Source organism: Nostoc sp. (genome assembly GCF_036919815.1).
In the GTDB taxonomy this organism is placed as follows: domain Bacteria; phylum Cyanobacteriota; class Cyanobacteriia; order Cyanobacteriales; family Nostocaceae; genus Nostoc.
This window is the reverse complement of the sequence record NZ_JBALCE010000098.1, coordinates 1-17,210: the sequence shown is the minus strand read 5'-3', so window position 1 is coordinate 17,210 and position 17,210 is coordinate 1. Positions and strand designations below refer to the sequence as shown.

15 protein-coding genes are annotated in these 17,210 nt (G+C 40.4%); 11 read left to right on the top strand and 4 right to left on the bottom strand.

Going from position 1 to position 17,210, the window contains the following annotated elements; genetic code table 11:
* Positions 1-64 precede the first annotated feature (64 nt).
* Entirely contained in the window at positions 65-1,192 is a 1,128-nt protein-coding gene (locus V7K15_RS23310; protein ID WP_334909241.1) for a ParA family protein, read from the top strand.
* Positions 1,189-1,986, top strand: coding sequence for a Rho termination factor (locus tag V7K15_RS23305; RefSeq protein ID WP_334909239.1), 798 nt, complete (start codon positions 1,189-1,191; stop codon positions 1,984-1,986). The genes V7K15_RS23310 and V7K15_RS23305 overlap by 4 nt, the downstream gene beginning before the upstream one ends.
* Before the next feature lie 2 nt (positions 1,987-1,988).
* Here V7K15_RS23305 and rtcA read toward each other — a convergent pair whose 3' ends face one another.
* Positions 1,989-3,038 (bottom strand): RNA 3'-terminal phosphate cyclase, encoded by a 1,050-nt coding sequence (gene rtcA / locus V7K15_RS23300; protein ID WP_334909237.1) that lies wholly within the window; start codon positions 3,036-3,038, stop codon positions 1,989-1,991.
* A gap of 989 nt (positions 3,039-4,027) precedes the next feature.
* On the opposite strand from rtcA, the gene V7K15_RS23295 reads away from it, so the two are divergent.
* Both V7K15_RS23295 and V7K15_RS23290 read left to right on the top strand, forming a co-directional pair.
* Positions 4,028-4,156: a hypothetical protein gene (locus V7K15_RS23295; protein ID WP_334909235.1), complete on the top strand. Its 129-nt coding sequence runs from the start codon at positions 4,028-4,030 to the stop codon at positions 4,154-4,156.
* Between the two features lie 305 nt (positions 4,157-4,461).
* Positions 4,462-5,286, top strand: a complete 825-nt coding sequence (locus V7K15_RS23290; protein ID WP_334909233.1) for an SDR family oxidoreductase — start codon at positions 4,462-4,464, stop codon at positions 5,284-5,286.
* 136 nt (positions 5,287-5,422) lie between these two features.
* Here the strand turns inward: V7K15_RS23290 and thrB are convergent, their stop codons facing one another.
* Positions 5,423-6,334: a homoserine kinase gene (gene thrB, locus V7K15_RS23285; protein WP_334909247.1), complete on the bottom strand. Its 912-nt coding sequence runs from the start codon at positions 6,332-6,334 to the stop codon at positions 5,423-5,425.
* 664 nt (positions 6,335-6,998) lie between these two features.
* Here thrB and V7K15_RS23280 point away from each other — a divergent pair.
* From V7K15_RS23280 to V7K15_RS23255, 6 genes are all read left to right on the top strand, one after another.
* Positions 6,999-7,292, top strand: a complete 294-nt coding sequence (locus V7K15_RS23280) for a type II toxin-antitoxin system HicB family antitoxin (RefSeq protein ID WP_334909231.1) — start codon at positions 6,999-7,001, stop codon at positions 7,290-7,292.
* Positions 7,293-7,318: 26 nt separating this feature from the next.
* On the top strand, positions 7,319-7,483 hold the full coding sequence (locus V7K15_RS23275) for a type II toxin-antitoxin system HicA family toxin (protein WP_334909245.1): 165 nt from the start codon (positions 7,319-7,321) through the stop codon (positions 7,481-7,483).
* A gap of 82 nt (positions 7,484-7,565) precedes the next feature.
* On the top strand, positions 7,566-8,135 hold the full coding sequence (locus tag V7K15_RS23270; RefSeq protein WP_334909228.1) for a Uma2 family endonuclease: 570 nt from the start codon (positions 7,566-7,568) through the stop codon (positions 8,133-8,135).
* Positions 8,136-8,255: 120 nt separating this feature from the next.
* A complete protein-coding gene (locus V7K15_RS23265) occupies positions 8,256-10,082 on the top strand; it encodes an aspartate kinase (RefSeq protein ID WP_334909226.1) in 1,827 nt (608 codons plus the stop codon).
* A gap of 332 nt (positions 10,083-10,414) precedes the next feature.
* Positions 10,415-12,466, top strand: coding sequence for a tetratricopeptide repeat protein (locus V7K15_RS23260; protein WP_334909224.1), 2,052 nt, complete (start codon positions 10,415-10,417; stop codon positions 12,464-12,466).
* Positions 12,467-12,599: 133 nt separating this feature from the next.
* On the top strand, positions 12,600-13,580 hold the full coding sequence (locus tag V7K15_RS23255; protein ID WP_334909222.1) for a magnesium transporter CorA family protein: 981 nt from the start codon (positions 12,600-12,602) through the stop codon (positions 13,578-13,580).
* Positions 13,581-13,966: 386 nt separating this feature from the next.
* On the opposite strand, the gene acsF is transcribed toward V7K15_RS23255, so the two are convergent.
* Together acsF and V7K15_RS23245 are read right to left on the bottom strand one after the other, a co-directional pair.
* Complete coding sequence (gene acsF, locus V7K15_RS23250; RefSeq protein WP_334909220.1) at positions 13,967-15,043, bottom strand: magnesium-protoporphyrin IX monomethyl ester (oxidative) cyclase; 1,077 nt, start codon at positions 15,041-15,043, stop codon at positions 13,967-13,969.
* 340 nt (positions 15,044-15,383) lie between these two features.
* On the bottom strand, positions 15,384-15,518 hold the full coding sequence (locus tag V7K15_RS23245) for a hypothetical protein (protein WP_334909219.1): 135 nt from the start codon (positions 15,516-15,518) through the stop codon (positions 15,384-15,386).
* 44 nt (positions 15,519-15,562) lie between these two features.
* On the opposite strand from V7K15_RS23245, the gene hemN reads away from it, so the two are divergent.
* Complete coding sequence (gene hemN / locus V7K15_RS23240) at positions 15,563-16,945, top strand: oxygen-independent coproporphyrinogen III oxidase (protein WP_334909218.1); 1,383 nt, start codon at positions 15,563-15,565, stop codon at positions 16,943-16,945.
* Positions 16,946-17,210 lie beyond the last annotated feature (265 nt).

Here is a 17,210-nt window from a genome sequence, read left to right as displayed (position 1 = left end):
CAATCGAATATGCTGCCATCTCTAAATAATCTGTTTTTTTACATCTTTAAAGTTTACAATCTTTGTGGCTGGTTTGATATCAAATTGCTGTAATTTATCAGAAGGCACTCCTCAATATATAAACACTAGAGAACAAATAAAAAGATATTTACTTGCCTCTAAATGCAACACATCTCAATGGGGCATTATTACTAATTCAGTTCATATCCAGCTATTTCGGCGACATGGAAAAGTTGTATTTCCTGCGACTCAAAGTATTTTAATTAAAAAAGATAATATTAATGCTATTGTTTCCCATGTCAAACATTTAATTGACAATCCGCCCAAAGCCTTAACTGTTTGTGTTTACAACAATAAAGGAGGTGTGGGCAAAACTACAACAACTGCTAATTTAGCAGCCACTCTTGCACAACAAGGAAAGCAAGTTTTAGTAATTGACTTTGATCCACAACAAGGAGATTTAACTAAATCTCTTGGTCTACAGGTAGGAAAAATTAGCTTATCTGATTGTCTATATGATAGAAGTTTAGATATTCACGATACAATTCAACCATTTACAGTCAAATTTAAATCTGGTAAATCATTACAATTTAACGTTATTCCCGCAGATACCAAGCTGGGAAGTATTGCAGAGCAAGACTTAGGTGCAACAATTGAAAAGGGGTCTGCTAGGTTAAAAGATGCTCTGAAAGCTTTTGTGTATGAATATGATTATATATTCATTGACTGTCCTACAAACTGGATGTTTTTTAGTCAAAGTAGTCTTTACGCCTGTGATATCGTTTTGATACCTACCAAGCACAATAATTTAGCATCCCTAGATAATGCAGCTAAAGTAATTAAAGAGTTAGTACCAAAAGTTAAGGCAGCTAGACGAGATGGTGGGCCAATCGCCTTACCTATATTTTTTAATGGCGAAAATATCACTCTTCCTCAGCTAAAAATAGCAAATCAGGAAATTGAAACTATTATTGGCAGAGAGTTCAAAGCATCGAATTTTAATTTACGTCCATATTTTTATCCTAATTATATAAAAGCTGACACCAATACAAACACCAATACAACGATATTCAGTCTGCCAAGTTATGCAATTGTAGCAGGTGCAGCCTTCGCTCGAATTCCAGCAGCTTTTAAGGATTCTACTGCTGCAAAATATTATCTCGAATTAGCTAAGGAGTATTTTATTTTATGAGTGATTTTGATAATATTGGTAAACTAATGCATCTAAAGTTGACTGATATTGAACCTGGAGAAAAGTTTTCCGAATCGGAATTTATCATCAAAGCAGCAGCAGAAACCGTTTTACAAGCTGATGGGCGAAATTGGATTCCTGTTATTGTTAAAGAAATTGGTGACTATCAATATCAAGTTGTTAGTAATCATTTTGTATATGCAGTTGCTCAACAAGCTAAGTTAGAGCGAGTCTGGTGCATAGTCATCTCACCGGAATCTCAAAGTATTGAGCAGGCAAAAATTTTAGCTAGAGAAGTTTTACCTAAAGTAAATTTGAATACAGCATCACGAGATACTATTCTAGCTGCACTTAAATACTTAATATCAGAACCAAGTAGTGCATTAAAGAGCGTAGATCCTATTCTTGCCACAAACCGAATTGCAGAGTCTAATCGCAAAAGTTGGTCTAATTTTAATCCTATTCTTACCTTGAAATGTGGAATTACTAAAGGCAAAAAGTTGGATGCCCTTGCAAAAGTATTCTTTCTCTCATCATTACCAGCATTACCGCCGTTACCACTACCAGAAATTGTGAGTATTAAATCTGCATCAAGAGATGAAGTGTTTACTGGTTTGAGTTATTTATCAAAATCCCAAATAGATGGTTTTGAAGCTATTGATATAGAAAAATCATCCGATGTTATATTCAGTGCTAGTAAAGGCAAGTGGAAAAGCTTAAATCCCATCTCTAAAATTGAATGTGGCATTGATACTACAAAAATCAAGGCTCTTAAGAAAGTGTTTAGTCTTTAATCTTATCCACCAATTACAGGAATCACTGACACTATTTTCTCAGCTTCATCTACTGTTATTTGCGCTAGCCCAAATTGTTCAATTACGGCTGCATTTGTCGTCAAATGTCTACTCACCTCAGCCACGCGGTACTGACTTTCCTGTGACGCTAAAGCAGCTGGCAATAATAACTGATCTGCTAAATGTTCATCCACTGCTGCGCCGGTTTGGTGAAACTCAAGTAGTTGCTGACAAGCAATCTCTGCAACTGTCTCCGCAGATAACCGCAAACGCCCAAACCCACCAAAGCCAGTCAAGCTGTTCTGATACTCAGCAGTTAAAAAAATACCCGCCCCAGGTGCCACACCTCTTTCTCGCAACGTCTGTATAGTAACTTTCAAATGGGCTTTGCGTAATAAATTTTCGGCACGATTCGCCATCCGTTGCGGAATATGCGAAGGCAATTCCGTCACCACTGCAAGTCCCCGCACCTCTTGTAACTCTCCCCGTTCTAGTAAGTTGATGCCGCCGAGTTGACTACCACCACTCACCTGTAACTCTACCTCTCCCCCACCTTGAGGAAACCACCCCCAAGCGCCTAACTTGACTTGGGCTTCTACACCCATGCGTTGCAATATCGGCAGATAAACTTGCTCAATGTAGGTCACTGTCGGGCTAAAGTTTACATGAGTTCCACCCTTTAGTGTTACTTGGGAATTGCCGGATGCTAGTGACAGAGGTAAGAGAATTGTCTGTAAAACTAGAGCGATCGCACCCGCAGAACCACCAACTTGTGCTTTACTAACATCAAAGGTATAAATTCCAGCTTGCACAGCACTACCTGGGATGAATTCCAGCAGCATTGAACCCAAAGCATCTCCCCGGAGTTGGGCATTACAAATTCTACCCGCAGCCCGAACTGCTGTTAAGTGTTGTGCTGCTAATCCTGGCTTTTTGCGTCCAGCGCGAATGCCTGAAATTCGTATGGGTTCGCCAGTGATGGCGGCTAGACTTAAGGAAGTGCGAAGAACTTGTCCGCCTCCCTCTCCGTAGGAACCGTCAATTTCAATCATGGGCGATTTTAGGATGTTGGATTTTGGGTTATCCCCACGGTTCTTAAAATCCTGACTTTTCACGTCATCTGGAAAAGCCCCTTCCCGACGCGGGAAGAGTGAAAATTCAAAGTCTCTGACGACTACGTGCTACCCTGCGGGTTCTCCGAAGGAGTACAAGTCGGCAGAGCCGCCCAACGCAGTGGCTCCTCCTTTTAGGAGAGAGATGAAGAAGAGAGATTTTCCAGATACCGTGAAAAGTCAGCTTAAAATCAAACCATAAATTATAAACGCCCAACAGCTAGCTTTTTGAAAGGAGGTTACACAAATATACACAGAAAGTTCTGATATGTGCCTCTGTTTTTTTAACACATAGGGACGTTGAGGAAAGCGTAGAGGAGTTAATTTTCTGCATCCCCATTGTTGGCGCAGGGTAGCAACTGCCGTGCAAGTCCTGTTTTACTTGAAACAAATGGTTTCAAAATTCTGAGTCGTCTAGCTCCTATGAATCTTTTACCTACTGCTAGGAGAAAACTAGAACAATGCAGTAGAACCGCATAGATGAGCCACTGCGTTGCGGGGGTTCCCCCCGTTGTAGCATGTGGCGTTCAATTATCAAGGTTCAGTGCTTTGTCTTTCGACTGCTAGGTTTTTTTAAGTGGTTGATTACCTTTCTACTATCATTAGTATAGTATATTGGTACACTAATTAATTGAAAGCCGTCGTTCTACGACGGGGCTTTAAACCCAATTTTTCGGTAAAGCCTTCTCTACGAGACGCTGCGCGTAGCTTGCTTCCACGTTTGCGGAGCGTCTCGTAGAGAAATGGTACGGCGCAGGCTCAGTAACCATCGTAGACATCGCTAAAAACCATAGCCAGAATATTTAGCCGAAAATAGGCACAATCGTCGGGTTAACAAGGCTAACAAACCTAATTTCCTTAAATAAACTGGGTTTAGAGTACCTGTAATATGGGAGACTTGGCAATATTCCCCATAAATCAGATTCAAGATGAGTAATACAATTTCGGCGATCGCAGTTAAGACCCTCAACGGTGAGGATAAGCAATTAAACGACTACACCAGGAAGGTACTCTTAATTGTAAATGCGGCTTCCTACTGCTTAGTCATTAGTCATTAGTCATTAAGTAAGTGGGCGTGAATAATTAAAGGTTTGTAGTGAGTTAGCACGGTTTTGGGGTTTTCTCCCATAAGCGACTAACAAACCCGAAGGGTAAGCGCTTCAGCCCTTACTACGAAGCAATCTAATTAATTTTACATTGCGTAACATGGTTTGATTTATTCTTCCCCACTTACTTAGGTAAAAATCTCTGTACTATTGACTATCGACTGTTAACTCTGGACTGTTAAATTTATTTACGTCCAGTCCCTTAATTGAGAATATAGTCTCGATCAGTAGTTTAATTTATTTGTGTCTAATTTGTCATGAACGTTGCAATTATTGGTTGTGGTTATGTTGGTTATAAAGTTGCTCAATATTGGCAGCAAAAGATGGATTTTGTTGTCAGTGTAACCACAACTTCCCCTGAGCGTGTGTCGGCACTAGAATCAGTATCCCAAAGAGTTGTAGTTACCCGTGGGAATGACCTAGATAGTCTAAAATCAGTTTTGCACAATCAAGATGTTGTACTTTTGAGTGTTGGTGCAAGAGGTGGGGAAGTTTATGAAGAAACTTATCTACAAACTGCCCAAACTTTAGTTTCATGCTTGCAGCAGATTAAGAGTGTGAAACAATTAATATACACAGGCAGTTATGCAGTGTATGGTGACAGAAATGGTGTATGGGTAGATGAAGAAACACCGCTTGCACCCGCTAATTTAAATGCACAAATTCTCCGAAAAACAGAGGATGTGTTGCTATCAGCGTCTAGCGAAAATCTCCGTGTTTGTATCTTCCGCTTAGGAGGGATTTATGGGACTGGCAGAGAACTGTTGAAAATATTTAGCAGATATTCTGGTGCAACCCGTCCTGGCAATGGCGAGGATATCACAAATTGGATTCATTTGGATGATATTGTTGGTGCGATAGAATTTGCCCGTGATCGTCGTTTGCAAGGGATTTACAATCTGGTAGATGATGCACATCTCACCAGCCGAGACTTGCTAGATAGCCTATTTGAAAAACATAATTTACCCAAAGTTAAATGGGATACTTCTATCAACAGTACCCGCCCATATAATGCTTGGGTGTCAAATGAAAAGCTTAAAGAGGCTGGATACCAGTTAATTCATCCACAGATGATTTTTTAGCAAGTATTAAAAACTAGGAATTATGCAACCATTTGCTGTAGCTAAGTGGGGAGTGGGGAGAGACGCGATTAATCGCGTCTGTACAGGAGTGGGGAGTTAAATAAATTCTTCTGCTGCTTCTCATCTCCCTTATCTTCTAGCTTTTTGCGCCTTGAGTATCGAGAGAAAGCGATCGCACCTCGGCTGTAATTCCTTCTTCTTGCCAAGCAGCTAACATCGCCGCCTCCACAGCCTTTGAGTGTAACTTATCCGCCAAAGCTAACAGTGTCGGACCTGCACCACTAATCACCATACCATAAGCACCAGCATTAACAGCTGCGATGTTGACAGCATCATAAGCAGGGATTAAAGCTTTGCGATATGGCTGATGCAATCTATCTTGCAAAGCTGTCTTTAACCATTGTCCATTACCAGTTTCTAAGCCGCGCAACAATAACCCCAGATGTGCGGTATTGAAAATCGCATCCGCACGACTTACTTCAGTTGGGAGAACGCCCCGCGCTTGGTGGGTGGAAAGTTCAAAATCAGGAATAGCCACAACTGGTACAATATCTTGATGCCAGGGAATATCACAAATTTCCCAAGCTGTGCCACTGGTAGCAGCAAGACGACATCCTCCTAACAAGGCTGGAACTACATTATCAGGATGTCCTTCCATTGCGATCGCTAACTCCATTACCTGCGACTGAGACAGAATTGCACCCTCAAGTTGATTAGCAGCAACCAACCCACCAACAATTGCTGTCGCCGAACTACCCAAACCCCTCGCCAACGGGACACCTAACTTAATCTCTATTTTCACACTCGGCGGTGTCTTCTCTATATGTTGATAGAACTTGACAAACGCTTGATAGAGGAGATTACTTTCATCAGTTTGGACTCGTTCAGCTTCCGTACCAGTGACATGAATACTTAGCCCACCCTCTTCTAGGCGAGTGAACTTGAACTCGTTGTACAGCTTTAAAGCTGCACCGATGCAATCAAAACCAGGCCCCAAATTAGCAGTTGTGGCAGGAACGGTAACAGTAACACCAGAAACAACAGACATTGGTAAAACTACACTAATCATCAACCAGCATCCCATGTATTGGTAGCACTTTTGGGCGAGTTTTTGATCTAGTGTTCCTTAATCGATCCTCCGAGCCTTGAGTTGGAGTGGTTGTGGCTCTGGCAAAATTCTACTATGGGAATTTAAATGCTTAGATTGTGCGATCGCTCCGTCCCATCTACAGCGATGAGATGATCATGAGTTCTGTTATAGTACGGATACACTATAAGAATCAGAGATCCCAAAAAGTATAATTTGCAGAATTTGTAATTTACAAGGTTATATAATATGTCTAGTACGCACACGGGTATTGAGTGCACAGATAAAACTTGGAACCCAATTACTGTGACTGGGGGGTTAAGACGAAGATGGGCAAACAAAGATTTGAACACTTTTATTGAAGCTTTAGAAGCCTTCCGAACAGCTATGTCTTTTTGATTATGTTGACAAAATTCAGTCCTGAGTGTTGTCAACATAATCGCTCAGAATAAACCTTATGGCTATGAAATCTCGCGTTGTGCTACCAATTTTATCTTATGTTAAAAATTGATTCCTCGTTGAATGATGGTGTTTCGCCACTTTGCGTCTAGGCTGTAGTTTAAAGTGTAAATCTACAGGCGATGTCTACGACGGGCTATTCGGCGTCGCACTTATGCGGTTGTGAATGATGGAGAGCGATCGCCCCCACAACAAAAAATCAGCTACGATAAATCATATAATTATCTTCACAAACACAGAAATGTTAATTACCTACACTGCAAAATATACAAAAACTAATAGCGGATATATGGGACAACTCATTGAATGGCAAGAAGTCATCACAGAAGGAGAAACCATAGAAGAATGCAGAGCTATGTTACAAGATGCAACGAAAGAAACGGTTGTTGCCTATCGTCAACAAAATAAAGAAATTCCCACAGGTAATTCTTTGCTCGAACAAATTCCTATAGAGGTTTGAGTGTGTCAGTCAAACGAAAATAACTAATTAAATATTTAGAAGCAAATGGCTTTTATTTATTAAGAGAAGGAGGAAATCATTCTATATATACTAATAATATCAAAACTCTTCCGGTAAAACGGCATCGTACCATTGATCGAATTACGGCGAATGAAATTTGCAAACAAGCAGGTTTATTACCTAATTTTTAATTGCTCTGTTAGTTCCTAGTGAAGCACTAACAGCAAACGCTACCCTAGAACTCAGTAATGCTCAAACCTTGAAGTTTCAACTATGATCGCCTCGCCCCAACAAGACTACTTTACTCCTGAAGAGTACCTCCAAATGGAGGAACAAAACCCTGTCAAACATGAATATATCGACGGCTACATCTACGCAATGGCTGGGGCGCTTGACCCACACGTTACTATTGGTGGAAACCTGTTTGCTCTCCTCCGTAATCATGTGCGCGGCTCTGGTTGTCGTGTTTACATCATTGACATGAAAGCCCGAATTGAATCTCTGAATCGCTTTTATTATCCCGATGTTATGGTTACTTGCGACCAACGAGATCAAGAAACGCCAGCTTATAAAAGATTTCCCTGTTTAATTGTCGAAGTTTTATCTAATTCTACTGAAGCCTTTGACCGGGGCGACAAATTTGCCGATTATCAAACACTGGAAACTCTGCAAGAGTATGTTTTAATTAATACAAAACGTCAGCGAGTCGAGTGTTTTCGACGCAATGAGCAGAGGCTCTGGGTTTTACAATCCTACACAGCAGAACATAAATCATTTCGACTCAACAGTGTGGATTTTGAGGAAACAATGGCAGCACTCTATGAAGATGTAGTTTTTGAATAATCTATTATGATTGGGTATGCTACACGATATTTAGTAAACTATATAACTGATAAGCCTTCAAAGCTTCCTGACCCGGCGGAAGCGTTGATCAAAGCAGGCACAATTGATTAAAAAAAAGTTATGGCGCTCATAGTTCAGAAATTCGGTGGTACATCTGTCGGTTCAGTCGAACGTATTCAAGCTGTTGCACAGCGTGTTTACAAAACGGTTAAAGCTGGAAACTCTATCGTCGTAGTGGTTTCGGCAATGGGCAAAACCACCGATGGACTCGTCAAACTAGCTAATGAAATTTCTCGCAATCCTAACCGCCGGGAAATGGATATGCTGCTTTCCACTGGCGAACAAGTAACCATCGCCTTACTAACTATGGCTTTGCAGGAACTCGGACAACCCGCAATTTCGATGACTGGCGCTCAGGTGGGAATTGTTACCGAAGCCGAACACAGCCGCGCTCGGATTTTGCATATTGAAACTACTCGCCTCACTCGTCACATAAATGAAGGTAAAGTAGTTGTAGTAGCTGGCTTCCAAGGCACATCTAGCACCAAAGAGATGGAAATTACGACTTTGGGGCGTGGTGGTTCCGACACGTCAGCAGTGGCGATCGCAGCCGCATTACGTGCAAGCTTTTGCGAAATTTATACAGATGTTCCAGGGATTTTAACTACAGATCCCCGCTTAGTTGCCGAAGCTCAGTTGATGGATGCGATCAGCTGCAATGAAATGTTGGAACTAGCTAGTTTGGGCGCAAAAGTGTTACATCCTCGGGCTGTGGAAATTGCTCGTAACTACGGTGTACCCCTTGTAGTTAGGTCTAGCTGGACAGATGCCCCCGGTACTTGGGTAACATCAGCCAAACCCCAAGGGCGATCGCTGATTAATCTAGAAATTGCCCGTCCTGTAGATAATGTAGAATTTGACACTGATCAAGCAAAGGTGGCTTTATTGCGCGTACCCGATAAACCAGGCGTAGCAGCAAGGTTATTTGGTGAAATTTCTCGGCAAAAAGTAGACGTAGATTTGATTATTCAGTCAATTAATGAAGGTAACAGTAATGACATTGCATTTACGGTAAGAACACCAATATTAAAACGGGCAGAAGCAGTAGCAGCAGCGATCGCCCCAGCACTGAGGAATCAATCTAACCCCAAATTAGACGAAGCTGAGGTAATGGTAGAACATAACATTGCCAAAGTCAGCATTGCAGGCGCGGGAATGATTGGACGTCCGGGTGTAGCGGCAAAAATGTTCGCCACCTTAGCAGCAGCAGGCGTGAACATTCAGATGATTTCCACCAGCGAAGTGAAAGTAAGTTGTGTGGTAGATGCAGCCGAATGCGATCGCGCCGTAGCCGCACTCCGCACCGCCTTTGAAATCGAAGCAAAGAGCAAGGGAGAACTCCTAACTCCTAACTCATGTACAGACGCTATTAATGGCGTTTCTCCCGTTCGCGGCGTTGCCCTCGATTTGAACCAAGCGCGTCTTGCTATTCGCCAATTGCCAGATCGGCCGGGGATGGCGGCGAAACTGTTTGGACTATTAGCGCAACATAATATTAGTGTTGATATGATTATCCAATCTCAGCGCTGTCGGCTGATTGATGGTGTTCCCAGGCGAGATATTGCCTTTACAGTCTCGCAGCTGGATGGGGAAAGTGCAAAAGAAATGCTTACCCAAGTAGCAGCAGAATTTGGATGGGGTGAAGTTGTTTTAGATAGTGCGATCGCTAAGGTAAGTATTGTCGGTGCAGGGATGGTGGGACAACCAGGCGTTGCTGCTAAAATGTTTGAAGCTTTAGCCCAACAACAAATCAATATTCAAATGATTGCCACCTCAGAAATAAAAATTAGTTGTGTCGTGGCACAAGAGCAAGGTGTTAAGGCTTTGCAAGCTATTCATACTGCTTTTGGGCTTGCTGGTAGCGAGAAATTTGTCGTGCCGGCGTAAAACCTAACTGATTAGGGGCTGCTGCCTTTAGTGATAAATTCAGTCAGCAGCCCACATAATTATGTTCCCATGCAGAACATACGAACGAAGAAAGGCTAATCAAGCTAAGTTTTTAGGACTTGTGTGTACACCGTAGCTTTCCGATCAGGGAAGTTAGGTTTCGCCCTCTTCTTTTCCAGATGACATGAAAAGTCAGGTTATGGTAAACATACACTGTAATATTCCACGCATTGATATCATTTTGAATTGCTTAATAAATATTTATATCTTAAAATCACTATTAATAATACGTAAGCTATAATCAAACAATTTATAATCCTATATTTATATTGATGAATAGTCATTTACTAAATGGACATTATCAAATACTAAAAGTTCTCAATGATCGTGAAGATGGGAAAACGTATCTAGTTGAAAATGTTAATTTTCCTGGCAGCGAATTTATAGTAAAGCAGTTACGTCCTCCTAGTAGCAATCCTCAATCTTTAACAATCCTACGCCGCTTGTTTGCTAGTAAGGCAGCAACTTTAGAAAAACTAGGACAGGAAAACGACAAAATTCAAAAGCTAATTGCTTATTTTGAAGAAAATGAAGAATTCTATATAGTCCAAGAATTCATCTCCGGTAATCCTTTAACTGACGAAATTATCCCAGGACAACCTCTAAGGGAAGACCAAGTAATTAGTCTGTTATTAGAAATATTAGAAATTTTGGTAATTATACATAGCTATGGGGTGATTCATCGGGATATTAACCCAGGAAATATTATTCGCCAGGAATCAGATAAAAAGTTAGTTTTGGTTAATGTTGGTACTTTTAATGAAGCTATTACTAGTACAGTTGACAATCTCGAATATATGCCTATAGAACAAGTTAACGGCAACCTTAAATACAATAGTGATATATATGCTTTAGGTATGGTTGCGATCGCAGCACTCAAAGGTTTACCAGCAAAGGAAATATCTAATTTGCGAAGTCAGAAAAATCAGCTGACAGGTGAAATCCTTTGGGATCACAAAAATCTAAAAGTTAACCGAAAATTAGCAAAAATTATTAATAGAATGGTGCGTTTTGACTATCGTAAGCGCTACCAGTATGCAACCGAAGTTTTAAATGACCTGAAAAACTTAATAAATGTTGAAGATAATCAACAAAAACAGCATCAGAAAAAATTATTACTAGTTCTAACGGGGGTAGTTGGCTGTATCATACTTGGTGTTGGAGCGTGGTTTTTGCAGTCGCCAAAACCTGTAAGTGATGCTGAACTAAAATTATATCAAGAAGGAGTAAATAAATATGATGCCGGAAACTATGAAGGAGCAGTTGAAGATTTCAATCAGGCTATTAAATTAGATCCGCAAAACGCTTTGGCTTATAATAAGCGAGGTGATGCTTATTATCGATTAGGAGACTACGAGCAAGCACAAGCAGACTCTAGCCAAGCCCTTTTGCTGAATCCTCAAGATACTAATGCCTATTTTGACCGAGGATTTGCTTTTTCGGAATTACACAAGTACAAAGAAGCGATCGCTGACTATAACCAAGCAATTAAATTAAATCCTAAGAGTGCATACGCTTACTATGGGCGGGGTTTAGCCCTAACTCAACTGAAGGATAATAAAGGTGCAATTCGAGATTTTAGCAAAGCGATCGCTCTCAAACCTCGATATACTGAAGCATACTTGCAGCGAGGGATTCTCCGCCGTCGCCTCAAACAAAGACTTGCAGCAATCCAAGATTTTGATACAGTAATTAAGATTAATCCTAGTGATGCCAAAGCTTATTATCAAAGGGGTTTAACTAAATCTATCAATAAACAAAAATATGTAGCACTTCAAGATTACACCGAAGCAATTAATATCAATCCTAAATATATAGAAGCCTATCTTAATCGTGGTGATCTTTACAGTGATCTGGGAGATAACCTCGAAGCTACTGAAAATTACAACACTATTTTAAAAATTGATCCTAAATTTATTCCAGCTTATATCCACAGAGCTATTCACCGCTTTTCTTTCGGAAATTATCAAGGCGCTATTGAAGATTATACCACAGCGCTGAAACTAGATCCTAATAATATAACAGCTTACAACAACCGTGGTAACGCCTATCTCGAAGTGGGAAATAAAAAAGCTGCAAATCAAGATTATTCACGAGCGATCGCAATTAATCCTAACAATGCCTTAGCTTACTATAACCGGGGTGTGATTCGTACCAAACAGAAAAATAAACAAGGTGCGATCGCGGATTTCCAAAAAGCTGCAAAACTATTTCAACAGCAAGGAGACCAAGATAGTTATCAAGATGCACAGAAAGAAATTGCAATTCTGCAACATAATTTAGCACCAGCACCAACTACTCGCCCTAAGTCGAATAATTACTAATTCATCATTAAAGAATGGCTATACTAATTCATAATTTATAATTAATTTGACATTTGATGCGTCGTTGTAGTCAAATAAATTATCGCTCAATATGAGTCACCGGGTTTTCTCACGACTCAATTAGGATTCCTATATGCTAATTCTCCTTACTTTTTTTCAAAATAACGTGGAAATATTCACCAGTAGGGATGTTGATACGGTACTGAAAAAGATTGATGGTTCTCAGAATATTTGGTTGCGCTGTGTTCACTTTCGCGATCGCACTGGAACGGCCAGAATTATCAAGCACTTTGGACTCAATCCATCTCGTGTTAACATGATTTTCAACCATTCCCCTCTAGGAATTGATGAAGACGTAGAAGATTGTTTATTTGACAGCTATGAAATTCTAACTCCTCAAATAAAAAATCACGAGTTTGAGGTTGCGCGTGGCAATATTGTGGTTGGAAATAATTTTATCATTACTTTTGAAATCACTGAACTAAAAGTTTTAAGTATTTTAGCTAATAATCTGCAAAAGCGAACTCTAGATATTCCCAAGTTAGGGATTGACTATCTTTTTTATCTCATTTTTAAAGATATTTTGAATAATTACGAAACTGTATTTGACTATATTTCTAGAAAGCTTGATGATTTAGAAGATGAAGTTTTAGAAAATTCCGGTGATGAATCAACCTACAAAAAGATTGCCACAATGAGGCAATCTACTCGTTCTGGGCGCCGTAATTTTCAAAGCATCAAGTCACTTATGGCTATTATGAATCACGAAGATTGCCAATGGATCACCCAGTCGGTGAAGGAACTATTCAATCAAGAATTGCTTCATCTGGTTGATAAACTCTGGCAAGAATATCAAGCTCTCAGAGGCTGGATGTCAGAATTAATGGAAATTCAACGTGATAATATTGCTAGCAAAACCGGTGAACGAATTAATCGTCTGACTATCCTCTCGACGATATTCTTACCAATTACTTTCATGTCTGGTTTCTATGGTATGAACTTCAAATATATGCCAGAATTAGAGCAACCTTGGGCTTATCCTGCGGTGATCTTCATGATGGCATTAATTGTCATTGGTAGTATTGTCTATGCTAAAAAACAACGCTGGTTGTAGCATCTATAAATCTAATTCCTAATTAAATAGGACTTATACCAATTCTGTATGAAGATGCGCTAAACCATATTTAAGTACAAGAAAGAAAAACGAACCGCAAAGGACGCAAAGGACACAAAGTAAAGAAAGAAGTTAAAAGGGTTTGGCGCAGCCTCACAAAGAAATGGTATTACGCAAAATTCTCTCAAAAACCTGATTTGTCGTAGCGGTAATTCGTGTAGCTTTAGCTTTCCTACGGAACGCTACGCGAACCCGCAGGGTATTACCGCTACTTCGGAGCTTTTTTGCGTAAGTCCTGTTAAAAAGAGTTTGATTCCCCTCCTTCTACAAGCGCCTTGTAGAGACGTAGCACTGCTACGTCTCTACATTCTTGTTCACACCTATGTCTAATGAACTGTCCCTCTCAATGATTCAGCATCAACGGGTTTGATTAGGTAAGTCTGCAATAGATGCCCAACTATGGAGGCTATCAAGGGTAATTTTTGGCAGAATTTTACAATTGGTGAGCGATCGCTGTTGTTAATCTCTGCTATTTTCAGATTAAGATTAGAACACTGCTCCAACCGCCGGAAAAACTCTGGGTGATTTGTATTTAAAATCAGGGGAAATGCGCGGGCGGCAGTGTTATTCGTCTCTTCAATGACTTTAGTATTATATTCGCGCGGATCTATCCCAATCGATTGATAAAACGTTGCGCGTTCAAATACTGTCAAGGTGTGAGTCGCAAAAACAGTCAGCAAAAAGAAACGCACCCACAATCTAGCTCTCCAATTGTTCCATAGTTGAGGTTGCGATCGCAGCAGCGCTTTAAAAAAATCTCCATGTCGATTTTCATCCTGACACCAACTCTCAAACTTGCGGAACAAAGGATAAATTTGGTGTTCTGGATGTTTTTCCATATGGCGATACACTAAGATGTAGCGCCAGTAGCCAATTTTCTCAGATAGGTAGACTGTGTAAATAATCCACTCTGGCGGAAAGAAGGTATAAGTGCGATTTTTGGTTAAATAACTTAAGTCAAGGGAAAGATTAAAATCTGCCATTGACTTATTCAAAAATCCTGCATGGCGTGCTTCATCCCGTGCCATAAAATTAAAGGCTTCCGCCAGAATGGGATTGCGGTTTTTTAGACGGCGTGATAATTCTTTGAACAGCAGAAATCCCGAAAACTCGGAAGTACAGGAACGTTCCAAAAAGTCAATAAAAGCGACGCGTGTTTCCCCGTCAATGTGATCCCAACACTGTTTAAATTCTTCATCACGTACAAAGTGATCGCGGTTATAGTCAGCTCGTAACTCCTCTACAATTGCCAGTAACTCCGCTTCCTGCGCCGAAATATCCAACTGCGCCGCAGCTTCAAAGTCAGTGGTATAAAATCGGGGTGTTAATAATGTTTCCTGAACAGGCGCTTTTACACCTGACTTCAGCAACTCAGGTTGCGGGGTTTCCAGAGACTTAATCATAAGAATCCTTTCATTTTTTATGCCTTAAAAGTTATATAACCATAAATAGCCTATTGAGGACATCAGTTAAATTATTGAAAGTAAATTGTGAGAAATAAGCTTACTGCCGAAGCTAGACTTTCTGGATAACTTGTAGCTTTAACCTCATACCAAGTTGCCAAAGTTAGTCTTGTTTGGAATCAAGGCCGCTACTGGACTGACTTTTGAGCAAATAATACTATCTATCGCAACTTGGTATCAGACTCCTAGCTCGTCAAACAATAAAAAAATATTAATAAATTAATAGTTATACAAGTATTAATAGTTAAATAATATTAGGAGAAATAAAAATAGTTGCGATCTACATCGGCAGTAGCACTTGCTGGATAGAGTGATGCAGATCGTCTGTAATCTCTAAAATTAGAATAACATCTTTTAGCTGGCACTGGCAGGCATCCTGAGTCGGTGACTCCCTAGAAACCTTGCGCTTGAACATCTTCATCCCCCTCATCCCTCACACATTCATTGGAAAGCAACTCAATGGTTTTTCTATTACCTAGTGTCAAGTTTGATCTGGATCTGATCCAAAAGTACGACACTCGCGCACCCAGATATACCAGTTACCCGCCCGCCACAGAATTGAGCGAAACATTCACTGAAACTGATTTTAAGGCCGCGATCGCAGCATCGAATCAACGCAAAACTCCTATAAGTTTATATTTCCATATCCCCTTTTGCCAAAGTGCTTGCTACTTCTGCGGTTGTAATACCGTAATTTCTAACAATAAGAATATTGCTAAACCTTATCTGGAGTCTTTGGTTCAAGAGATCAGAAATACCGCAGCTTTAATCGATCCAGACAGAAAAGTCCTGCAAATCCACTGGGGAGGTGGTACTCCTAATTACTTGGATCTTGACCAAGTAGAAGTTTTATGGAAAAACATCAATCGCTATTTCAACATCGATCCACAAGCAGAAATTTCAATTGAGATTAATCCCCGCTATATCGATAAAAACTACATTTTCTTTCTGAGACAGATTGGGTTTAACCGCATTAGTTTTGGGATTCAGGATTTTAATCCCCAAGTTCAAGTAGCTGTTAATCGTGTCCAGCCAGAAGAAATGCTATTTGATGTGATGAGTTGGGTAAAAGAAGCTAAGTTTGAAAGTGTGAATGTAGACCTAATTTATGGTTTACCTTACCAAACCAGCGAGACATTTCGGGAGACGCTGAAAAAGACTATTGAGTTAGATCCTGACCGAATTGTTGTGTTTAACTTTGCCTATGTACCGTGGCTCAAACCGACGCAAAAAAACATTCCTCAAGAGGCGCTACCGCCAGCAGAGGAAAAGTTAGAGATTTTGAAAATGACCATTGAAGAATTGACGAATAACCAATATCTATTTATTGGGATGGATCATTTTGCTAAAACTAATGACGAACTAGCGATTGCTCAACGTAATGGCACTCTCAAACGCAATTTCCAGGGCTACACTACCCACGCTGAAACAGAACTTTTTGGGTTTGGTGCTACATCCATCAGTATGCTAGAAGATGCTTATGCTCAAAACCACAAGGAATTAAAGGATTATTATCAGACACTTGCAGCAGGTGCTTTACCTGTTAGTAAAGGTATCAAACTTACTCAGAATGACATCATCAGACGGGATGTAATTATGGGTATTATGTCTCACTTTCAGTTGCATAAGCAAGACATTGAAAACAAATATCAGATCAATTTTGATGAATATTTCTCTGAGGAACTAGAGGCGTTAAAACCACTAGAAGCGGATGGTTTGGTTAGTTTATCAAAAAATCAGATCCAGATTACAGACATCGGTAGATTACTAGTCAGAAATATTGCCGTCATATTTGATACTCACACAAGAACACAAAAGACAAAATTCTCCCGCGCCATTTAACAAATTCTGGGGGTTTAAGTTACTTGAGCTTCTAACTAGCAAGTTTTGTGGCTCTTGTCTAACATCCCCGTTGCAAAACTTAATTACGTTAGCGCCATAGAGAGCGAGTCCGCTTACTCCCAATACGGTTAGGATAAGATTTGATCCCCCCAACCCACGCCAGTCGCTCCACTTGGGGAGACCCCAGACGCTCTCTTACGAGACGCTAAAAGCGTAGCTTGCTTCTCTGTAAGAGTACGATGACTCGCTACCGCTTCTCTACGAG

What these genes read in the sequence shown, in the direction of transcription:
- V7K15_RS23245 (WP_334909219.1), bottom strand. Translation starts at nt 15,518, where the DNA reads ATGTTCAAGCGCAAGGTTTCTAGGGAGTCACCGACTCAGGATGCCTGC.
- rtcA (WP_334909237.1), bottom strand. Translation starts at nt 3,038, where the DNA reads ATGATTGAAATTGACGGTTCCTACGGAGAGGGAGGCGGACAAGTTCTT.
- V7K15_RS23305 (WP_334909239.1), top strand. Translation starts at nt 1,189, where the DNA reads ATGAGTGATTTTGATAATATTGGTAAACTAATGCATCTAAAGTTGACT.
- hemN (WP_334909218.1), top strand. Translation starts at nt 15,563, where the DNA reads ATGGTTTTTCTATTACCTAGTGTCAAGTTTGATCTGGATCTGATCCAA.
- V7K15_RS23290 (WP_334909233.1), top strand. Translation starts at nt 4,462, where the DNA reads ATGAACGTTGCAATTATTGGTTGTGGTTATGTTGGTTATAAAGTTGCT.
- thrB (WP_334909247.1), bottom strand. Translation starts at nt 6,334, where the DNA reads ATGTCTGTTGTTTCTGGTGTTACTGTTACCGTTCCTGCCACAACTGCT.
- V7K15_RS23295 (WP_334909235.1), top strand. Translation starts at nt 4,028, where the DNA reads ATGAGTAATACAATTTCGGCGATCGCAGTTAAGACCCTCAACGGTGAG.
- acsF (WP_334909220.1), bottom strand. Translation starts at nt 15,043, where the DNA reads ATGATTAAGTCTCTGGAAACCCCGCAACCTGAGTTGCTGAAGTCAGGT.
- V7K15_RS23270 (WP_334909228.1), top strand. Translation starts at nt 7,566, where the DNA reads ATGATCGCCTCGCCCCAACAAGACTACTTTACTCCTGAAGAGTACCTC.
- V7K15_RS23255 (WP_334909222.1), top strand. Translation starts at nt 12,600, where the DNA reads ATGCTAATTCTCCTTACTTTTTTTCAAAATAACGTGGAAATATTCACC.
- V7K15_RS23280 (WP_334909231.1), top strand. Translation starts at nt 6,999, where the DNA reads ATGATGGAGAGCGATCGCCCCCACAACAAAAAATCAGCTACGATAAAT.
- V7K15_RS23265 (WP_334909226.1), top strand. Translation starts at nt 8,256, where the DNA reads ATGGCGCTCATAGTTCAGAAATTCGGTGGTACATCTGTCGGTTCAGTC.
- V7K15_RS23260 (WP_334909224.1), top strand. Translation starts at nt 10,415, where the DNA reads ATGAATAGTCATTTACTAAATGGACATTATCAAATACTAAAAGTTCTC.